9 protein-coding genes and 4 pseudogenes are annotated in these 15,647 nt (G+C 48.2%); 4 read left to right on the top strand and 9 right to left on the bottom strand.

What is annotated here, in order from left to right:
* Nucleotides 1-182: 182 nt before the first annotated feature.
* The 4 genes from JI735_RS09660 to JI735_RS09645 form a co-directional block, all read right to left on the bottom strand.
* Nucleotides 183-1,229, bottom strand: a complete 1,047-nt coding sequence (locus JI735_RS09660; protein WP_039832212.1) for a glycoside hydrolase family 130 protein — start codon at nucleotides 1,227-1,229, stop codon at nucleotides 183-185.
* A gap of 32 nt (nucleotides 1,230-1,261) precedes the next feature.
* Nucleotides 1,262-2,797, bottom strand: a complete 1,536-nt coding sequence (locus JI735_RS09655) for an extracellular solute-binding protein (RefSeq protein WP_039832213.1) — start codon at nucleotides 2,795-2,797, stop codon at nucleotides 1,262-1,264.
* A 76-nt stretch (nucleotides 2,798-2,873) separates the two neighbouring features.
* The gene (locus JI735_RS09650) at nucleotides 2,874-3,758 is read right to left on the bottom strand and encodes a carbohydrate ABC transporter permease (protein WP_039832215.1); all 885 of its coding nucleotides are present in this window, start codon (nucleotides 3,756-3,758) and stop codon (nucleotides 2,874-2,876) included.
* 9 nt (nucleotides 3,759-3,767) lie between these two features.
* Nucleotides 3,768-4,706, bottom strand: a complete 939-nt coding sequence (locus JI735_RS09645) for an ABC transporter permease (protein ID WP_039832216.1) — start codon at nucleotides 4,704-4,706, stop codon at nucleotides 3,768-3,770.
* Between the two features lie 305 nt (nucleotides 4,707-5,011).
* Here JI735_RS09645 and JI735_RS09640 point away from each other — a divergent pair, with 305 nt between their 5' ends.
* Both JI735_RS09640 and JI735_RS35490 read left to right on the top strand, forming a co-directional pair.
* Complete coding sequence (locus tag JI735_RS09640; RefSeq protein ID WP_039832217.1) at nucleotides 5,012-7,291, top strand: AraC family transcriptional regulator; 2,280 nt, start codon at nucleotides 5,012-5,014, stop codon at nucleotides 7,289-7,291.
* An 8-nt stretch (nucleotides 7,292-7,299) separates the two neighbouring features.
* A pseudogene (locus tag JI735_RS35490) lies at nucleotides 7,300-7,386 on the top strand (VOC family protein); the annotation flags it as partial.
* Nucleotides 7,387-7,452: 66 nt separating this feature from the next.
* Here JI735_RS35490 and pflA read toward each other — a convergent pair.
* Together pflA and pflB are read right to left on the bottom strand one after the other, a co-directional pair.
* A pseudogene (gene pflA / locus JI735_RS09635) lies at nucleotides 7,453-8,192 on the bottom strand (pyruvate formate-lyase-activating protein).
* Between the two features lie 13 nt (nucleotides 8,193-8,205).
* Nucleotides 8,206-10,434 carry a formate C-acetyltransferase gene (gene pflB / locus JI735_RS09630; protein ID WP_039832219.1) on the bottom strand — a complete coding sequence of 743 codons (2,229 nt, stop codon included), beginning with the start codon at nucleotides 10,432-10,434 and terminating at the stop codon, nucleotides 8,206-8,208.
* A gap of 258 nt (nucleotides 10,435-10,692) precedes the next feature.
* Here pflB and adhE point away from each other — a divergent pair.
* Nucleotides 10,693-13,318, top strand: a pseudogene (adhE, locus tag JI735_RS09625) (bifunctional acetaldehyde-CoA/alcohol dehydrogenase).
* A gap of 224 nt (nucleotides 13,319-13,542) precedes the next feature.
* Here the strand turns inward: adhE and JI735_RS09620 are convergent.
* The 3 genes and pseudogenes from JI735_RS09620 to JI735_RS09610 form a co-directional block, all read right to left on the bottom strand.
* Nucleotides 13,543-14,115, bottom strand: a complete 573-nt coding sequence (locus tag JI735_RS09620; protein WP_039835467.1) for an ATPase — start codon at nucleotides 14,113-14,115, stop codon at nucleotides 13,543-13,545.
* On the bottom strand, nucleotides 14,108-14,305 hold the full coding sequence (locus JI735_RS09615) for a hypothetical protein (RefSeq protein ID WP_020430878.1): 198 nt from the start codon (nucleotides 14,303-14,305) through the stop codon (nucleotides 14,108-14,110). The genes JI735_RS09620 and JI735_RS09615 overlap by 8 nt, the downstream gene beginning before the upstream one ends.
* Nucleotides 14,306-14,557: 252 nt before the next feature.
* Nucleotides 14,558-14,982: pseudogene (locus JI735_RS09610) on the bottom strand (Rpn family recombination-promoting nuclease/putative transposase); the annotation flags it as partial.
* 97 nt (nucleotides 14,983-15,079) lie between these two features.
* Between JI735_RS09610 and JI735_RS09605 the strand changes: the two are divergent.
* The gene (locus JI735_RS09605) at nucleotides 15,080-15,646 is read left to right on the top strand and encodes a TetR/AcrR family transcriptional regulator (RefSeq protein ID WP_039833925.1); all 567 of its coding nucleotides are present in this window, start codon (nucleotides 15,080-15,082) and stop codon (nucleotides 15,644-15,646) included.
* Nucleotide 15,647: the final 1 nt, after the last annotated feature.

Here is a 15,647-nt window from a genome sequence, read left to right as displayed (position 1 = left end):
AATATAACCATATGGACGATATCATTGAACAAACCATAACAAGACATGTCCACCTCATTACAAACCTTTGCTTTTTGTCACCCATGCACATGCGCTCCTTTGCTCATCTAAACTTAAATCGTTGTTGATAGCGCTTTCCTTTTTATGGATTGAAGAAGGCAGTTCACACTGCCTTCAACCTTTTACAAAAGCGTATTATATATATCCTCTAGCGGTATGTCCGCCACTGCCATCACTTCGTCCGCGGCACCATAATACATGCGGACCGTTTGATCCAGCAGCAGGGCTCCGCACGAAAACACGACCTTGCCGAAAAATCCATTCACCTCATAGGCAGCTTCCGGCTCCAATACGGGTACACGGGATCTTGCGATCACCTTGGCAGGGTTATCCAAATCAAGCAGCACCGCGCCCATACAATAGCGATGCTTGCTGTCCGCTCCGTGGTACAGCGCAAGCCAGCCGCGTTCGGTTCGAATCGGAACCGCCCCGCCGCCCATACGGGCCGAATCCCAGCCTTGTTCGCTTAGCCCCATCAGGAAGCGATGGTTCCCCCAATGGTCGAGATCGGGCGATTCGGCGATCCACATCTCGGGTGAGCCGAACGACTTCGGCACCGGACGGTGCAAAGCGTAGTATTTGCCGTTAATTTTATCCGGGAAGATCATGACATCCTTATTTTCGGGAGCCAGCATAAGTCCGCGGCGCTTGAATGTCCGAAAATCCCGGGTCTCCGCCAGGCCGGCGCCAACGCCGCGGGCGGAGGCAGAGCTGTAAGTGATATAATAGATGTCTCCGATTTGGGTCACGCGCGGATCTTCAATTCCCCACGCTTCCAGAGCGTGCTCCGGAAACAAGGCCGGCTGCGGCTCGACGTCGAAATGAATGCCGTCTTTGCTTCGCGCCACCCGGAGATGGGATAAGGATGTGAGCATGACCGTTTGTCCGTCCCTTGCTATGAAGCGCGAGTCGGAGAAATCATACCCCGGATCGGTCTTGTCGTAGCGCTCTACAAGGACATCGGTACCCGCTTCATTCAGCCGGGGGACGAGCACTTCGTCCGCCCGGTCCGATAACGGCGCTTCCGCAATGCGCAGTAAAAGGATAATTTCATCCCTAAACTGCGCAACGCCTGCATTAAACACACCCAGCACTCGAAAGTCGGGGCGGGAGGGGGCAACGTCCTCGATCCGTATAACAGGATTTTGCGCGCTGCGTTTTATGTTCATGTGAAATACCTCTTTCAGTATTTTTAGTGCTGTTATTTACCGGATGTGACGGCGTCGATTTGCGCCTGAATTTCATCGATCACTTTTTGTCCGCCGAGGCTCGCCATTTTTTTCTCCAGCGTCTTCTTGCCTTGATCGGCAGGCAGCACGCCTTGGCTAAGCGGCAGGAAGATCGAATCGTGAAGCGGAGTAATTTTGGCATATTCCGTCTTCACCTTTTCAGCGTTAAAGTTGAAGCCCGCCGTTGGACTAAGCGTGAAATTGGCCGGGTTGGTGGAGAAGTCGAACCACTTCTTGTCATCCTTCATCATCGTGTCCGGCGTACGGTTCAACGTTGGCCGCCAGGTCAGCACATAGCCCGGGAATGAATATTTGGACAGCACCTTATAGCTCGAATCGCCGACAGGTTCCCAGTCCTTCCCTTGAATGCCGTATTCCATCAAATCGTGGTTTTCCTTAATGGACATCCAATTGACTACGTCCAGAGCTAAATCGGCGTGCTGCGATGAAGCCGGGATGCACAGGAAATTCCATTGCTGGAAAGCGGTATACGGCTTGGCCTTATCACCGTTCGGAATGAAAATCTCAAGCTTGTCGCTGCCGTCTTGCAGCATTTCCGAATATTTCAATCCTTCCACACCATCCGCCGCATAATAGGTGGCCGCATATTTGCCTTGCTTGAACAGTGTTTCTGCATTTTGCTCCTGCGCGATATTTTTGGAAATGATGCCGTCCTTGTAGTATTTGGTGACGCGTTCATAACCATCGGCAATCATCGGGCTTGCCCATTGACCGACTACTTTCTTGTCCTTAGTTGAATATGCGAACATGTTGACACCGATTTCGAGCACTTCATCGAGCGCCAGATTAGCGGAGTCGCTCAGGATAAACGGAAGTTTATCGGCTTTGATGCCGTTAAGGACGAAGGGCTTGACATCCTTCTCGTTTTCCTTGACCGTATACAAAAATTTCTCCAGATCGTCGAGCGTTTTCAACTCGGGAAGTCCGTATTTCTCGCGCAAATCTTTGCGGATCAGAAGGCCATATAGCTGGCCTTGGGTGGTACCAAGCGGAATCCCCATAATTTTTCCTTCGAATTTGTTATATTCCCACATTTCATCGGGAATGGATGCTTTTAGCTCCGGACGTTTGGCCACCTCGGCATCCAGTTCCTTTAAAGAATTGCCGTCGATCATCTGATTCATGGATAACCACGGGGCATCCAAATACATATCGAAGTCTTCCCCGGCAGACATCTTCACCGATACCGCATTCCCGTAATCGGACCACGGCAGGAAATTGATATTCAAGGCCGCTCCAACGTTGTCCTTTTTCAATTTGTCGTTGACCGCCTGCAGCACATCGTCAAAGCCTACCGGTTTATCCCCCGGAAAATAAGCCTTCAACGTCACCGTTTCCTTCGGTGCAGGTGCAGCGCTTTCCGCATTCGCTCCAGAACTCCCCTCATTGCCGCCAGTCTTCGTATTGCCTCCGCCGCAGCCGGCCAACATCAGTGACGATACCAATACCGCTGTCGTCGTCGTGCCAAACCATTTTTTTAACCTCATTCCGTTACCCTCCCATATCTATGGAAAAAAATCTATGATTAACCGGGCTGATCCGGTTAATGCCGGAAATCCTCGTTTACCCTTTTACAGCTCCTACCGTTAGACCTTTGACGAAATACTTCTGAAGCATGGGATACAGCAAGACAATCGGGCCGATCGTCAGCACGGTTGTCGCCATCCGCACGCCATAGGTCGGCGGCGTTACAGCAATGGCTGCTGAGGCGGGAATGAGATTTTTGGCGGCTTCCATATTGGACACCATCCGGCGCAGAATCAGCTGCAGCGGGAATAACTTCTCATTATCCACGAACATCAACCCCATAAACCAGTCATTCCAGTAGTTCAGAGCATAGAAGAGACCCACAGAAGCCAGAATCGGCTTCGAGATCGGGATCATAATTTGAAAGAAAACTCTCATTTCATTCGCTCCGTCTATTCTTGCAGCTTCCTCCAATTCCTCGGGAATTGTGCGGAAGAAACTGACAAGCAAAAAGACAAGGAACGGCTGGCATAACATAGTTAAAACGAGCACCCAGATAGTATTCTGCAAATGCAGCCACTGACTGACTACAATATAAAATGGAATGATACCTCCGGAAAAAAGCATAGGCAAGTAGCAAAAAAACAGAAAAGGTGTTTGCAGGACATTCCGTTTGTTAGCCAGAGAATAGCCGAGCATTGCGGAAATGCACAACGCGCTTAATGCGCCTACAACGGTGATAAAAATCGTGACCGCATAGCCGTTGAACAGCACATCCGATTGCAAAACCGCCTTATAAGCGTCCAGTGATAATTTTTGCGGAAATAAAGTATAGCCGTGCGCAATCAGTTCCTCCTCGTCCGTAAAAGAGCCGATAATCATCAGCAGAAAAGGAAACAGACAAAATAAGGTGAACAACAAAATGAACGTATGGGCAAATGCCGTAAAAGTTCGATCCGCAGCGCTCTGTTTCTGTCTCATAGTATTCTCCTAGAATAAAGCAGATTCTTTAGACACCCGTCGGGTTACCCAGTTGGCGGTAATGACGAAGATCAGACCCATAATCGACTGGAACAGGCCCACCGCCGAAGACATGCCGAAGTCATGCAGCTGTCTCATGGAGCGGAATACGAAGGTGTCAATAACGTCGGTAGTCGGATACAGCATGGAGTTATCTCCAATGATCGCATAGATCATGGCAAAATCCCCGTTGAAAATCTTGCCTACGGCCAGCAAAGTCATGATCATGATGGTAGGAACGAGCAGCGGCAGCGTAATGCGCAGCACAATCTGCAGCTTGGATGCCCCGTCAATCCGGGCAGCCTCGTACAAATCCTCCGATATGCCGGTAATCGCAGCCAGAAAAATAATCGAAAGATAACCGGCTCCTTGCCACACACGGATAACCGTCAGAATGTAAGGCCAGAGCTTCGACTCAAACATCCAGTTGACCGGTTCCAAGCCGATATATTGCAGCCAGGTATTGATCATCGGCTCTTCCCCGCCGAATAAGGATTGGACAATCATTCCTACCACAATCCAGGACATAAAATAAGGAAGGAAAATGAGCGATTGCGAAATTCGTTTGAAATACTTATTGCGGATTTCATTGAACATAAGAGCAATTAAAATTGCAGCCACTGTAGTAAACAAAATGAACAGTATGTTCAACACCAGCGTGTTGCGCAGAATGACCCAGAAATCATCCGAAGTAAAAAAATAATCGAAGTTTTTAAAACCGACCCAATCGCTTCCCGTAATTCCTTTGGCAAAATTATAGTCCTTGAAGGCGATCATAATCCCGTATATGGGAAAATAACTGAACACGAGAAAAAACAGCAGCCCCGGCACGGCCATAGCATAAAGAAAAGGATTTTGAACAATATGCTTCAGCTTGGACCGTTTACTTGCGTTAAGTTGGTATTGCATCTTTTTATCTCCCCCTTTCATCAAGACCGGCAATCGCATCAGCGTCCCGTTATCTATGCCGTTAACTTACCAAGCCCTTGCTGCAACGGCAATTCCGAAAAGCTCCAATTCCTCCTGCAAGCGCAGTTTTACGAACTTCCTAAAAACAACACTATTTCGAAAATAAACGATTCTGAAGACGGAAATGCCCGGTATGCTATAATTAATCTACAATTTATGAGCTCGACAGTTATGATTACGGAGGTTCCAGACCAATGAAATTCAGACATCCACTCCTCGCATCGCTGAAGAGGCATCCTACTTATATGAAGCTCATTTTTTATTTTGTCAGTGCAAACGTTCTGGTGCTGGGCATATCTTTTGCGCTGCTCTATTGGCAGTCTTCCAAAACGCTTCTGGAAGAGATCGGCGATCATTCCGAATCCTTGCTGGTGAACAGCGCCCAAAACACGGCGCGACTGATGGAATGGGCGCTGGAATTCAGCTTCTCCTCCAGCAATGACAGCACCCTTAAGGTATATGCCCTTTCGGATCAATACAGCGATTTTGAAACGTTCGAGGTGTGGAGCCGGCTTATGGACATTAAGAACGCCAATCCGGCTATCGATTCGGTATACCTCATCAACGATTACACGAATACGGTAGTCGATTCAAGACTTGGATTAAATGATGCGGCAGCTTTCTACGATCAGGACATCATTGAGCGTTTACGGGATCCGGTTACAGCGAACCACAGCGTTCTCATTCCAAGAACCTTGTCCCTCCCTCTTACCGGGAATAAGCCCAAAGAGGTGACGACCATCATAAGATTTTACGAAAAAGGCAGTTCCATCTCCGCTTTCGTTATGAATGTAGATACCGATAATCTCATGACCCTGCTTCAGAACAATTCGAATTATGCCAACAGGTCGGTTACAGTTCTGAATGACCGGGATGAGACGGTGTATAGCAGCACTTCTTTGAATCGGGAACAAATTGCGGAGCTCAGAAACCACGGGAGTAAGGGAGAAAGCGGATGGAAGCTCTTTCAGCCCCGAACTCAGGGAGAACAGCTAATGGTTTACGCAAGCGCCTCCATCAAAGGAATCCAGGATTGGACCTTTATCGAAACGATACCAAAGTCTGTCATTTTGGGAAAAATCACTGTTCTTCGCAACACAAGCCTGTTCTTGTTCTTCGCCCTGTTCGTAGCATCCTTGACCGTTATCGTTCTGATTTCCAAACGGGTGTACTCGCCTATTCAAGAACTGATTAGCAGGGTGATGCGGCAGCATCAAGCTGAAAAGCCCGGCCAAGGACATAGCGCAAATGAACTTGACTACTTATCCGATGTGTTTATAGCCCAACGTAATCAGATTAATGAACTGACCGAGCAATGGCGGCTGAATAAATTTTTGGGCAGAGAGAGGTTTTTACGGGATTTTCTCGGGGAGACCTACCATTCAGCAGAGGAAATAGGTTCTCAATTTCTAGAATGGGGAATTGATCTGCCAAAAGATCAGCTGTCGGTGGCCATCTTCCGGATCGACCTCTTCTCGGAATTTTCGGAGACCTACTCGGAGAAGGACCGGCGTCTGCTCCGATTTGCAATGTCCAATATTATTCAAGAGTCGCTGCAATCGTCCAAGCACAAGCTGCAAACGGTGGACATGGGGGACGATCACGTGGCAGTTGTCTTATCCGCCCCATTGTCCGAAGAATATGCGAAGAAGCTGCAGGTATCCCAACAGTTAATAGAACAGTATTTGTCAGTGGGAACGACTGCCGCTTGGGGCAGGACGCTGCCCAGCCTGACCGACATGCATGAGATATATATGGAGACGTATGAACTGACGCAGGAGCGGTTCCGATTCGGACACAGAGCGCTCATCGTGAAAGCATGGCTGCCCGACGCGCCCGGAGAACTGTATCATCTGCCAGTGAACAAAGAGCGGCAGATCGCTCAGGCTCTTCCCAAGGGGAATGCAGATACGGTTCTGGAAGTCATACGCTCAGCCGTAGGCAAGCTGCGAGGCATGCCCTATTTTGAATGTAAAATGTCGTTGATTACCTTGTTTATGGATATACGCCGGCTCATGCAAGAGCACTCCGGCCAGCCGCTGCCCAGTTCATGGGGGCTGACTTCCATCGAGAAACAGATCATTCAGCAGGAGACGATGGAAAACGTGGTGCCATGGATAGAAGCATTGGTAACCAAGACGCTCGAAGACATTGTGGCTGCCCGCAGTCTGTCCAAAAACGTGGCCCTGATCGAGCAGGCGGACCGGTTCATTGAAGAACAATTAACCGATCCGAACTTGTCCGCAAAAATGCTGGCCGATCATTTGGGATTGTCCGTGAATTATTTCCGCAGTTTGTATAAAGCGGAGACAAACCAGTCCATTACGGACAAGATATCGGAGAAGCGCCTAAGTTTCATATGTCAGGAGTTACTTGCCTCCGACTCGCCGATTGAGCCCATCGTCCAAAATTCCGGATTTTCGTCGCTGAACACGTTTTATTCCATCTTCAAAAAGGTATATGGAATGACACCGGCCCAATACCGGAAGAAGCATAGAAATGGCGATACAATAGAGAATATATAGATAATCTGGATGCCAGTGAACTCGGCATCAATGGGGCTTTGATGCAGCGCCGGGGTGCGTCTCCAGAACCCGGACAAGCTATGAATGGTTATGCTTCAAAAGCCCGGCCGTGAGGTCGGGCTTTTCAAATATGCCAAGGAGCTCTGGACAGAGAAGCAGTGCTAATGTGCGCCTAATATCTCCCTCGCCATTTGAATGGTCTCCTCATCGGGTGGCTTGATATGGACAAGAGGGTATTTCAAACCAAGCTGTTCGTACTTGTACTTTCCCATTTCGTGATAAGGCAGGACCTCAACCCGTTCTACATTGCGCAAGGTTTTAATAAAGTCGGCCAGCTTCCGAAGATCCGATTCATCATCAGTCAGTCCGGGAACCAGGACATGTCTGATCCAGACGGGGATATTAGTTTCTGAGAGAAAACGGGCAAAGTCGAGAATATGATCGTTGGGCTTACCGGTTAGGTCGAGATGCTTTTGCGGGTCGATCTGCTTCAGGTCAAGCAGAACGAGGTCGGTATGCTGCATCAACATCTGCAGCGTCTCAAAGAAATGGCCGCGACGGCTAAAGCAGCCGCCTGAAGAATCGATTGCAGTGTGAATACCGAGTTCTCGTTTTAAAGCCCGGAAAAGAGTAAGAAGAAAATCAGCCTGCAATAGGGGCTCTCCGCCACTAACCGTTACTCCGCCCCGGAAAACTGCAGGAAGGGGAGATATCCGCGAATTTCCTCAACTAATTCCTGAACCGTTACCAGTTGGCCCTTCCCAATCGTCCAGGTATCGGGGTTGTGGCAATATTGGCAGCGCAGTAAGCACCCCTGCATAAAAATAACGAACCGGATCCCCGGGCCATCTACCATACCGGATGTTTCAATGGAATGAATGCGGCCTTCGTGCTGCTCCATAACGCTTCCCCCGTCAGATTTTTTCGTGAAAGGTTCTGTTGATGACATCAAGCTGCTGCTCTCTCGTCAGTTTGATGAAATTAACCGCATAGCCTGACACTCGTATCGTGAGCTGCGGATACTCCTCCGGATGCTCCATCGCATCAAGCAAGGTTTTGGTGTCAAACACATTAATATTAAGATGATGGCCATCCTTGGCTGTATACCCGTCAAGCAGCGCGGTCAGATTACGGACCCGATCCTCTTCGTTCTTCCCAAGAGCGCCAGGAATAATCGAGAACGTATTCGATATGCCATCCAAAGCGTACTCATAAGGAAGCTTCGCTACGGAGGCCAATGAAGCAATCGCACCTTTCCGGTCCCTTCCGTGCATCGGGTTCGCTCCCGGGGCAAATGGCTCGCCCTTTTTTCTCCCATCCGGGGTGTTCCCGGTCAACTTACCATATACCACATTGGATGTGATGGTCAGCACCGACATCGTGGTCCTAGCCTGTCTGTAGGTGGAGTGTTTCTTAAGCTTGCGGTAGAACCGTTTGACGAGATCTACCGCAATCTCATCCGCGCGGTTATCGTTATTTCCGTAAGCAGGATATTCGCCTTCAATTATATAGTCGACAGCAAGACCGTTCTCATCCCGGACTGGCCGAACATCTGCATATTTAATGGCACTGAGCGAGTCGGTTACGACCGAAAGACCCGCAATCCCGGTTGCCATGGTCCGCATCGTTTCCTGATCATGAAGCGCCATCTCGATACGTTCATAACAATATTTATCATGCATGTAGTGAATTACATTCAAGGTGTCAATATAGAGTTCCGCAAGCCATTCCATCACGTGGTCGAAAGCGGGCATCACTTCGTCAAAGTCCAGCTTGTCCGACAGAATCGGCCGCAATGGCGGGGTTATCTGCACCTTCATCTGCTCATCCATCCCGCCGTTAATCGCATACAGCAGTGCTTTTGCCAGATTCGCCCGAGCACCGAAATACTGCATCTGCTTGCCGATCCGCATTGCGGACACACAGCAGGCAATCCCGTAATCATCGCCAAAATAAGTCCGCATTAAATCATCATTCTCATATTGAAGAGAACTGGTCTGAATCGTCATGCGTGCACAATATTCCTTGAACTTCTGAGGGAGACGGGTGGACCAGAGTACGGTCAAATTCGGTTCCGGCGATGGACCAAGCGTCTCGAGCGTATGCAAGAACCGGTAAGTATTCTTGGTGACTAACGGACGACCATCCAGGCCGATGCCTCCGAGGGACTCGGTGACCCATGTCGGATCGCCGCTGAACAGTGCGTTATATTCCGGCGTCCTTGCGAACTTTACCATACGCAGCTTCATGACAAAATGATCGACGAGCTCCTGCGCCCCTTGCTCCGTCAGCCTCTGCTCCTTCAGGTCACGCGCTATATAGATGTCCAGAAAGGTGGAGGTGCGGCCAAGACTCATTGCAGCCCCGTTCTGCTCCTTGATCGCGGCAAGATACCCGAAGTACAGCCATTGAAAAGCTTCCTGCGCGGTCTCCGCCGGTTTGGTAATATCGAATCCGTAGCTGGCCGCCATCTGCTTCAGCTCCGTAAGGGCACGCAGCTGCTCCGCGATTTCTTCACGTGCCCGAATTACATCTTCAGTCATCGTGCGTTCGTCGAAGAAGGAGAGCTCCTCTTTTTTGCTTTTGGCTAGAAAATCCGTGCCATATAAGGCAACTCGCCGGTAATCGCCGATAATCCGTCCCCGGCCATACGCATCGGGGAGCCCTGTAATAATGCCGGCTTTTCTGGCTAGACTCATGGCAGGTGAATAGCCGTCAAATACACCTTGATTATGAGTTTTCCGGTAGGTGGAGAAAATATGCTCGATTTCCGGATCCAGCTCATAACCGTAAGATTCACAAGCATTCTTAGCCATTCGGATCCCGCCGTAAGGTTGAAGGGCCCGCTTGAACGGCTTCTCCGTTTGAATACCCACGATGACCTCAAGCTCCTTATTCAAATAGCCGGGGCCATGGGAAATAATACTGGAAACCACTTCTGTATCCATATCCAGAACTCCGCCTTGATCACGTTCTTGCTTCGCGAGCTCCATGAATTGTTCCCAGAGCTGTTGCGTGGCTTCCGTGGAACCAGCCAGAAAAGACGCATCTCCTTCATAAGGCTCGTAGTTGAGTTGAATAAACTGGCGGACATCAATCTCTTCCTGCCAGCTTCCTGATTTAAAGTCTTCCCATGCCTTCATCGTGACATTTCCTCCTTTATTACTTTGCCATGGGTTTATGGGCTGTACTTAGTATGATCCGTCTTGACTAATCTAAAGGAGGTACATCAATGGATACTATGGAGGATATCGCCATTTTTACACAAGACCTAAACGGTAGAGACTGGAAACGGGGATAATAACACGAATACAGGTAAAACTGTGTTTGTTAAAAAGGCTTGTTTTGATTTTGCAACCTGAATCAAGCAGCACCAGTAGATGCCAGGGAGGGGAAAAATGATGGCTGTCAAACAAAGCCAGGCAGAAAATAACGAAAGCATCACCGTTAAAAAGGTTACCGCCCAGGAAGAGGTCAACCGTCTGGTTGCACGTGCCCGGGATTCGCAAGAAGCGTACCTTTCCATGAATCAGGAACAGATTGACCGCATTGTACAAGCAATGGCACTCGCCGGACTGGACAAGCATATGCTGCTTGCCAAGATGGCCGTGGAAGAGACCGGACGCGGGGTGTACGAAGATAAAATCACTAAGAACCTTTTTGCCTCAGAGTATATTTATAACAGTATCAAACATAACAAAACCGTCGGAATTATTGAGGAAAATCTTTATGAGAATTATCAGCGGGTAGCGGAACCTGTTGGCATTATCGCAGGCGTAACACCTGTTACGAATCCGACCTCCACAACGATCTTTAAAACACTGATTGCCACGAAGACGCGAAATCCGATTATCTTTGCTTTTCATCCTTCCGCGCAGAAATGCAGCAGCGAATCGGCAAAAACACTGCTGGATGCAGCATTAGCAGAAGGAGCCCCGCCACACTGTGTACAGTGGATCGAGAATCCGTCGCTGGAAGCGACGCAGCTGCTCATGAACCATCCGGATGTAGCTCTGGTCCTGGCCACAGGCGGCTCCGCCATGGTAAAGGCCGCCTATAGCACAGGCAAACCGGCACTTGGCGTCGGACCCGGAAATGTACCTTGCTTTATTGAAAAAACAGCCGATCTCAGACAAGCGGTCACCGATCTTATTCTTTCCAAAACATTCGATAACGGGATGATCTGCGCTTCCGAGCAAGCCCTCATCATTGAGGAACCGGTGTATGATCAGGTTCGCCAAATGATGATAGATAACGGGTGCTACTTTTTAGATAAAACGGAAACAGAGGCAGTCTCGAGTCTCGTGATCACCGGGGAGAAATGTGCAGTTAATGGCGCTATTGTCGGTCAGCCTGCTTACAAAATTGCCGAGATGGCCGGTCTTCAGCTTCCTGAGCATACGAAAGTTCTTGTTGCCGAATTGGAGGGCGTAGGAACGGACTTCCCGCTGTCTGCTGAGAAGCTGAGCCCGGTTCTGGCATGCTATAAAGTAACCTCTGCCGAACAAGGCATTGACCGTGCAGCGGAAATCGTCGCATTTGGCGGTTTGGGACACTCTTCTGTCGTTCACTCTAAGGACAATAAAGTGATTGAGGCCTTCGCGGAACGGTTACAGACCGGACGTGTGATTGTCAATTCTCCTTCAACACAAGGGGCTATCGGCGATATTTACAACACCAATTTACCGTCACTTACCTTAGGCTGCGGATCCTACGGCAAAAACTCAACCACCTCCAATGTAACTGCAGTTAACCTGGTCAATATCAAACGTGTCGCCTACCGGAGGGTGAATATGCAGTGGTTCAAAATTCCGCCCAAGATCTATTTTGAAAAAGGGTCCACGCAGTATCTCGAGAAAATGCCTAACATCTCCAAGGTGCTTATTGTTACTGACGCCATGATGGTTAAGCTCGGATATGTGGAAAAAATCGAATATTACTTGCGAAAACGAACCGAGCCAGTTTCTGTTGAGATCTTTGCGGATGTCGAGCCCGATCCGTCCGTAGAGACGGTTGAACGCGGAACCCGCATGATGGAGAACTTCCAGCCGGACTGCATCATTGCACTGGGGCGGCTCACCCATGGACGCGGCGAAGGCGATGTGGTTATTTTACGAATACCCGGATACCAGCTTCCATTCGATCAAACAAAAGTTCCTGGATATCCGTAAACGGGTCTACAAATATCCGCGATTAGGCATCAAAGCCCAATTCGTCGCGATTCCAACAACCTCAGGAACAGGCTCGGAGGTAACTTCATTTGCGGTAATCACGGATAAAAAAGAAGGACATACGAAATATCCGCTGGCGGATTATGAACTGACGCCGGATGTGGCGATCATTGATCCGGAGCTTGTTTATTCCCTGCCAAAAACGGCGGTCGCAGACACCGGGATGGACGTGCTGACGCATGCTATTGAAGCCTACGTTTCCGTCATGGCCAGTGACTATACCGATGGACTTGCGCTGCATGCCATAAGGCTCGTATTCCAGTACCTGGAGAAATCATTCCATACGGCGGACCCGGTTGCCCGTGAGAAAATGCATAATGCCTCAACGATCGCAGGGATGGCTTTCGCCAATGCCTTCCTCGGTATCAACCACAGCCTGGCGCATAAATGGGGCGGTGAATACCATACGGCGCACGGGCGTACGAACGCAATTCTGATGCCGCATGTTATCCGTTATAATGCCACGAAGCCGTCAAAATTTGCATCGTTCCCGAAATATAACTATTTCATCGCCGATGAACGTTATGCAGAAATCGCGAGAATGCTGGGAATGGAAGCACGCACCACCGAAGAGGGGGTTAACAGCTTGATTATAGCTATCCGCAAGCTGAACCAATCGCTTGGCATTCCTGAGAAATTCCAGGATCTTGGCTTCGCTCCGTCCGATTTCGAATCAAAGGTCGATTATTTGGCCGACCGCGCCTTCGAGGACCAGTGCACCACAGCCAATCCCCGCATGCCGCTAGTCAAAGAGCTTGCAGACATTTACCGGAATGCGTTCTACGGCAGATTTTAATACATTTGTTAAATAAGCTTCTCCTTAGAATGGTTGCACGAGACAACCCTTTAACAAGGAGAGGCTTTTTGTACGAAAGGTATGTTCAAAACAGCCTCTGAAATAAAAAAAGACACCGATTAAGGTGTCTTCACTGATACGGAGCCGAGGGAGTCGAACCCCTGTCCGAAGATAACAGCATATAGGTTTCTACGAGTGTAGTTACAGTTTTGATGTCAAATTGACTAATATCCAGAGACAATCGCTGCGGACCAGGCAGGTACATTCTCAACACAATAAACCATGTTGTTATGCTTTATTTCTGCAACAATTGTAGGTTCATAAGTATTATCAATGATAATAACTTGATCTGCAATGGCCAAAGCTGGCGTTAGATTCTGTAAAGATTGGCCGTACCTCCAGCGGATATCTTCTTCAGCAATCCAATGACCCCCCTGCTCCACACGTGAGGCAACACGATCTATATGCATTTGCACATCCTGAAGCCCAATATAATACATAACAATCCCATAGCCGTTTTCTTTAGCAATTTGCATATGCTTCAGCACAAATGTACCTGACAACGTCGTTTCGACAGCAAAAGGTTGAGCTTGTTTAATGAGCGAGCGAATTCTTTTCACTGCTTCTCTTCCGGCAGAGAGGTCGGCACCTCTCGGGTTATCCGGCTTTAGTTCTCGGGCTATTTGATCAGGATCAACCAATTCACCTAACCAGCTCTTCATCTGCATGCTGAGTGTACTTTTTCCAGCCCCGTTAGTGCCGGCAAATACCGTCATTACGGGTCTTGTCTCAATCATGGTAGGCAAACTCTTGTCTCTTGCCGGCCGAGTCATAAACAATTTCGAACTTATTGCCTTCCGCATCCTCACGAACCCTTTTGTTATTCTTTATATAGTAAATGGATGCTCCCGACTCTTTGGCCTGCTTACGTGCATATTGATTAGCCTTTTTGAGTATTTCTTGGAGTTGCTTGCGATCCACAGTCATTAGGACTAACCTCCGATTCGAATTTGGCTTTATTATAACATACCAAAAAGCCACCAACCAGAATACTGGTTAATGGCTTCTTTACTTACTCCATATGGAGCCGAGGGGAGTCGAACCCCTGTCCGAAGATAACGGCACATAAGCTTCTACGATTGATGTCACCCTAGAAGCCCCCCGTAGCCGGGTCCTCTTCGGGTCAGCCTGATTATTCTCTTCTGCTGACCCCAGGCGGAGACCAGACAGCTTATCCCACTACTTGTTCGAAGCATTAATCTCCTGCTCTGTTAATCCAGTAGCTTTCCAATAGTAGCTACATCTATGTTCATTTCAAGCATATTCTTTGCAACTTCCTTTATACCTGCCAATTTAGCACTTCCCAGCATAGAGGCCTCATCATGCAAATACTTCTGTCCGGCCTCATACAACCGTCTGGTCTCTGAATCCTGACCCAAATATTGCAGGGTATCCATCACCTTCTCCAATCCCGGTTCATTCATCTTCAGCACCTCCCAGTGTGATGTATCGGCACCTTTTAGAAACAACAGCCAATTGATGAGTCCGCCTTCAGACGGAACACTACGTTCATCCAGCTTCTGCAGCTCCAGGAAATGTACCTCAATGTCATCAATTAAGGATATCCCTGTACGGTTTTCCCGTAGATCAAATACGTTATGATATTAATCAAGAGTAGATCGTAAATGATCGAATTAATCTTCTTACTTGCAACGTTCGGATTAGTACTGTATAGTTCTAGTCATGACAAAGGTAAAATTAATGAATCAAAAACGTGTGATTGAAGTCGCGGCAACATTATTTTTAGAAAAGGGATTTGCTTATACAAGCATGGATGAATTAGTACGTGTAAGCAAAGTGTCCAAATCTAATGTGTATTATCACTTCGCTGATAAGGAAGAATTGTTAGCAGGGGTCGTTGATTATTGGATTGAAACGTATGAGCGTGCAATTGATCAAATACTTTCTCAGAACCAATTATCAGTTGAAGATCGTGTCCAGATGTTTTTAAAGCATTTATCGCAGGAAGTTCAGTCAAGAGGGTATAAGGGGAGCTGTCCATTTATTACTCTTTATATTCAAAGTCCTGCACAAGCTACGCACATAAAAGAAAAAATAGGTCTCTTTTTTACAGGATTACAAATGAAAATCTCTCTATTACTAAAACAAGGAGCAGAAAAAGGCGAGTTTAGAAATACGATTCATATTGACGAGGTAGCGGCACTTTTTATAACGAATCTTGAAGGAGCACTGTTTCTTTCAGAGACATTGAAGGATGCAACGGTTATCACGAAAACAGCCAACCACTTTTTCAACTTGCTTCGATAAG

This window comes from Paenibacillus sonchi (assembly GCF_016772475.1).
Taxonomy (GTDB): domain Bacteria; phylum Bacillota; class Bacilli; order Paenibacillales; family Paenibacillaceae; genus Paenibacillus_AQ; species Paenibacillus_AQ sonchi.
Note: the sequence above shows the minus strand (reverse complement) of the source record. Positions and strands in the feature narration are given on the sequence as shown.

Bases quoted from the DNA above. Each gene is read 5' to 3' on its own strand.
- pflB (WP_039832219.1), bottom strand. From the start codon at position 10,434: ATGAAGGCATGGGAAGACTTTAAATCAGGAAGCTGGCAGGAAGAGATT.
- JI735_RS09640 (WP_039832217.1), top strand. From the start codon at position 5,012: ATGAAGCTCATTTTTTATTTTGTCAGTGCAAACGTTCTGGTGCTGGGC.
- JI735_RS09660 (WP_039832212.1), bottom strand. From the start codon at position 1,229: ATGAACATAAAACGCAGCGCGCAAAATCCTGTTATACGGATCGAGGAC.
- JI735_RS09605 (WP_039833925.1), top strand. From the start codon at position 15,080: ATGAATCAAAAACGTGTGATTGAAGTCGCGGCAACATTATTTTTAGAA.
- JI735_RS09645 (WP_039832216.1), bottom strand. From the start codon at position 4,706: ATGCAATACCAACTTAACGCAAGTAAACGGTCCAAGCTGAAGCATATT.
- JI735_RS09655 (WP_039832213.1), bottom strand. From the start codon at position 2,797: ATGAGGTTAAAAAAATGGTTTGGCACGACGACGACAGCGGTATTGGTA.
- JI735_RS09650 (WP_039832215.1), bottom strand. From the start codon at position 3,758: ATGAGACAGAAACAGAGCGCTGCGGATCGAACTTTTACGGCATTTGCC.
- JI735_RS09620 (WP_039835467.1), bottom strand. From the start codon at position 14,115: ATGATTGAGACAAGACCCGTAATGACGGTATTTGCCGGCACTAACGGG.
- JI735_RS09615 (WP_020430878.1), bottom strand. From the start codon at position 14,305: ATGACTGTGGATCGCAAGCAACTCCAAGAAATACTCAAAAAGGCTAAT.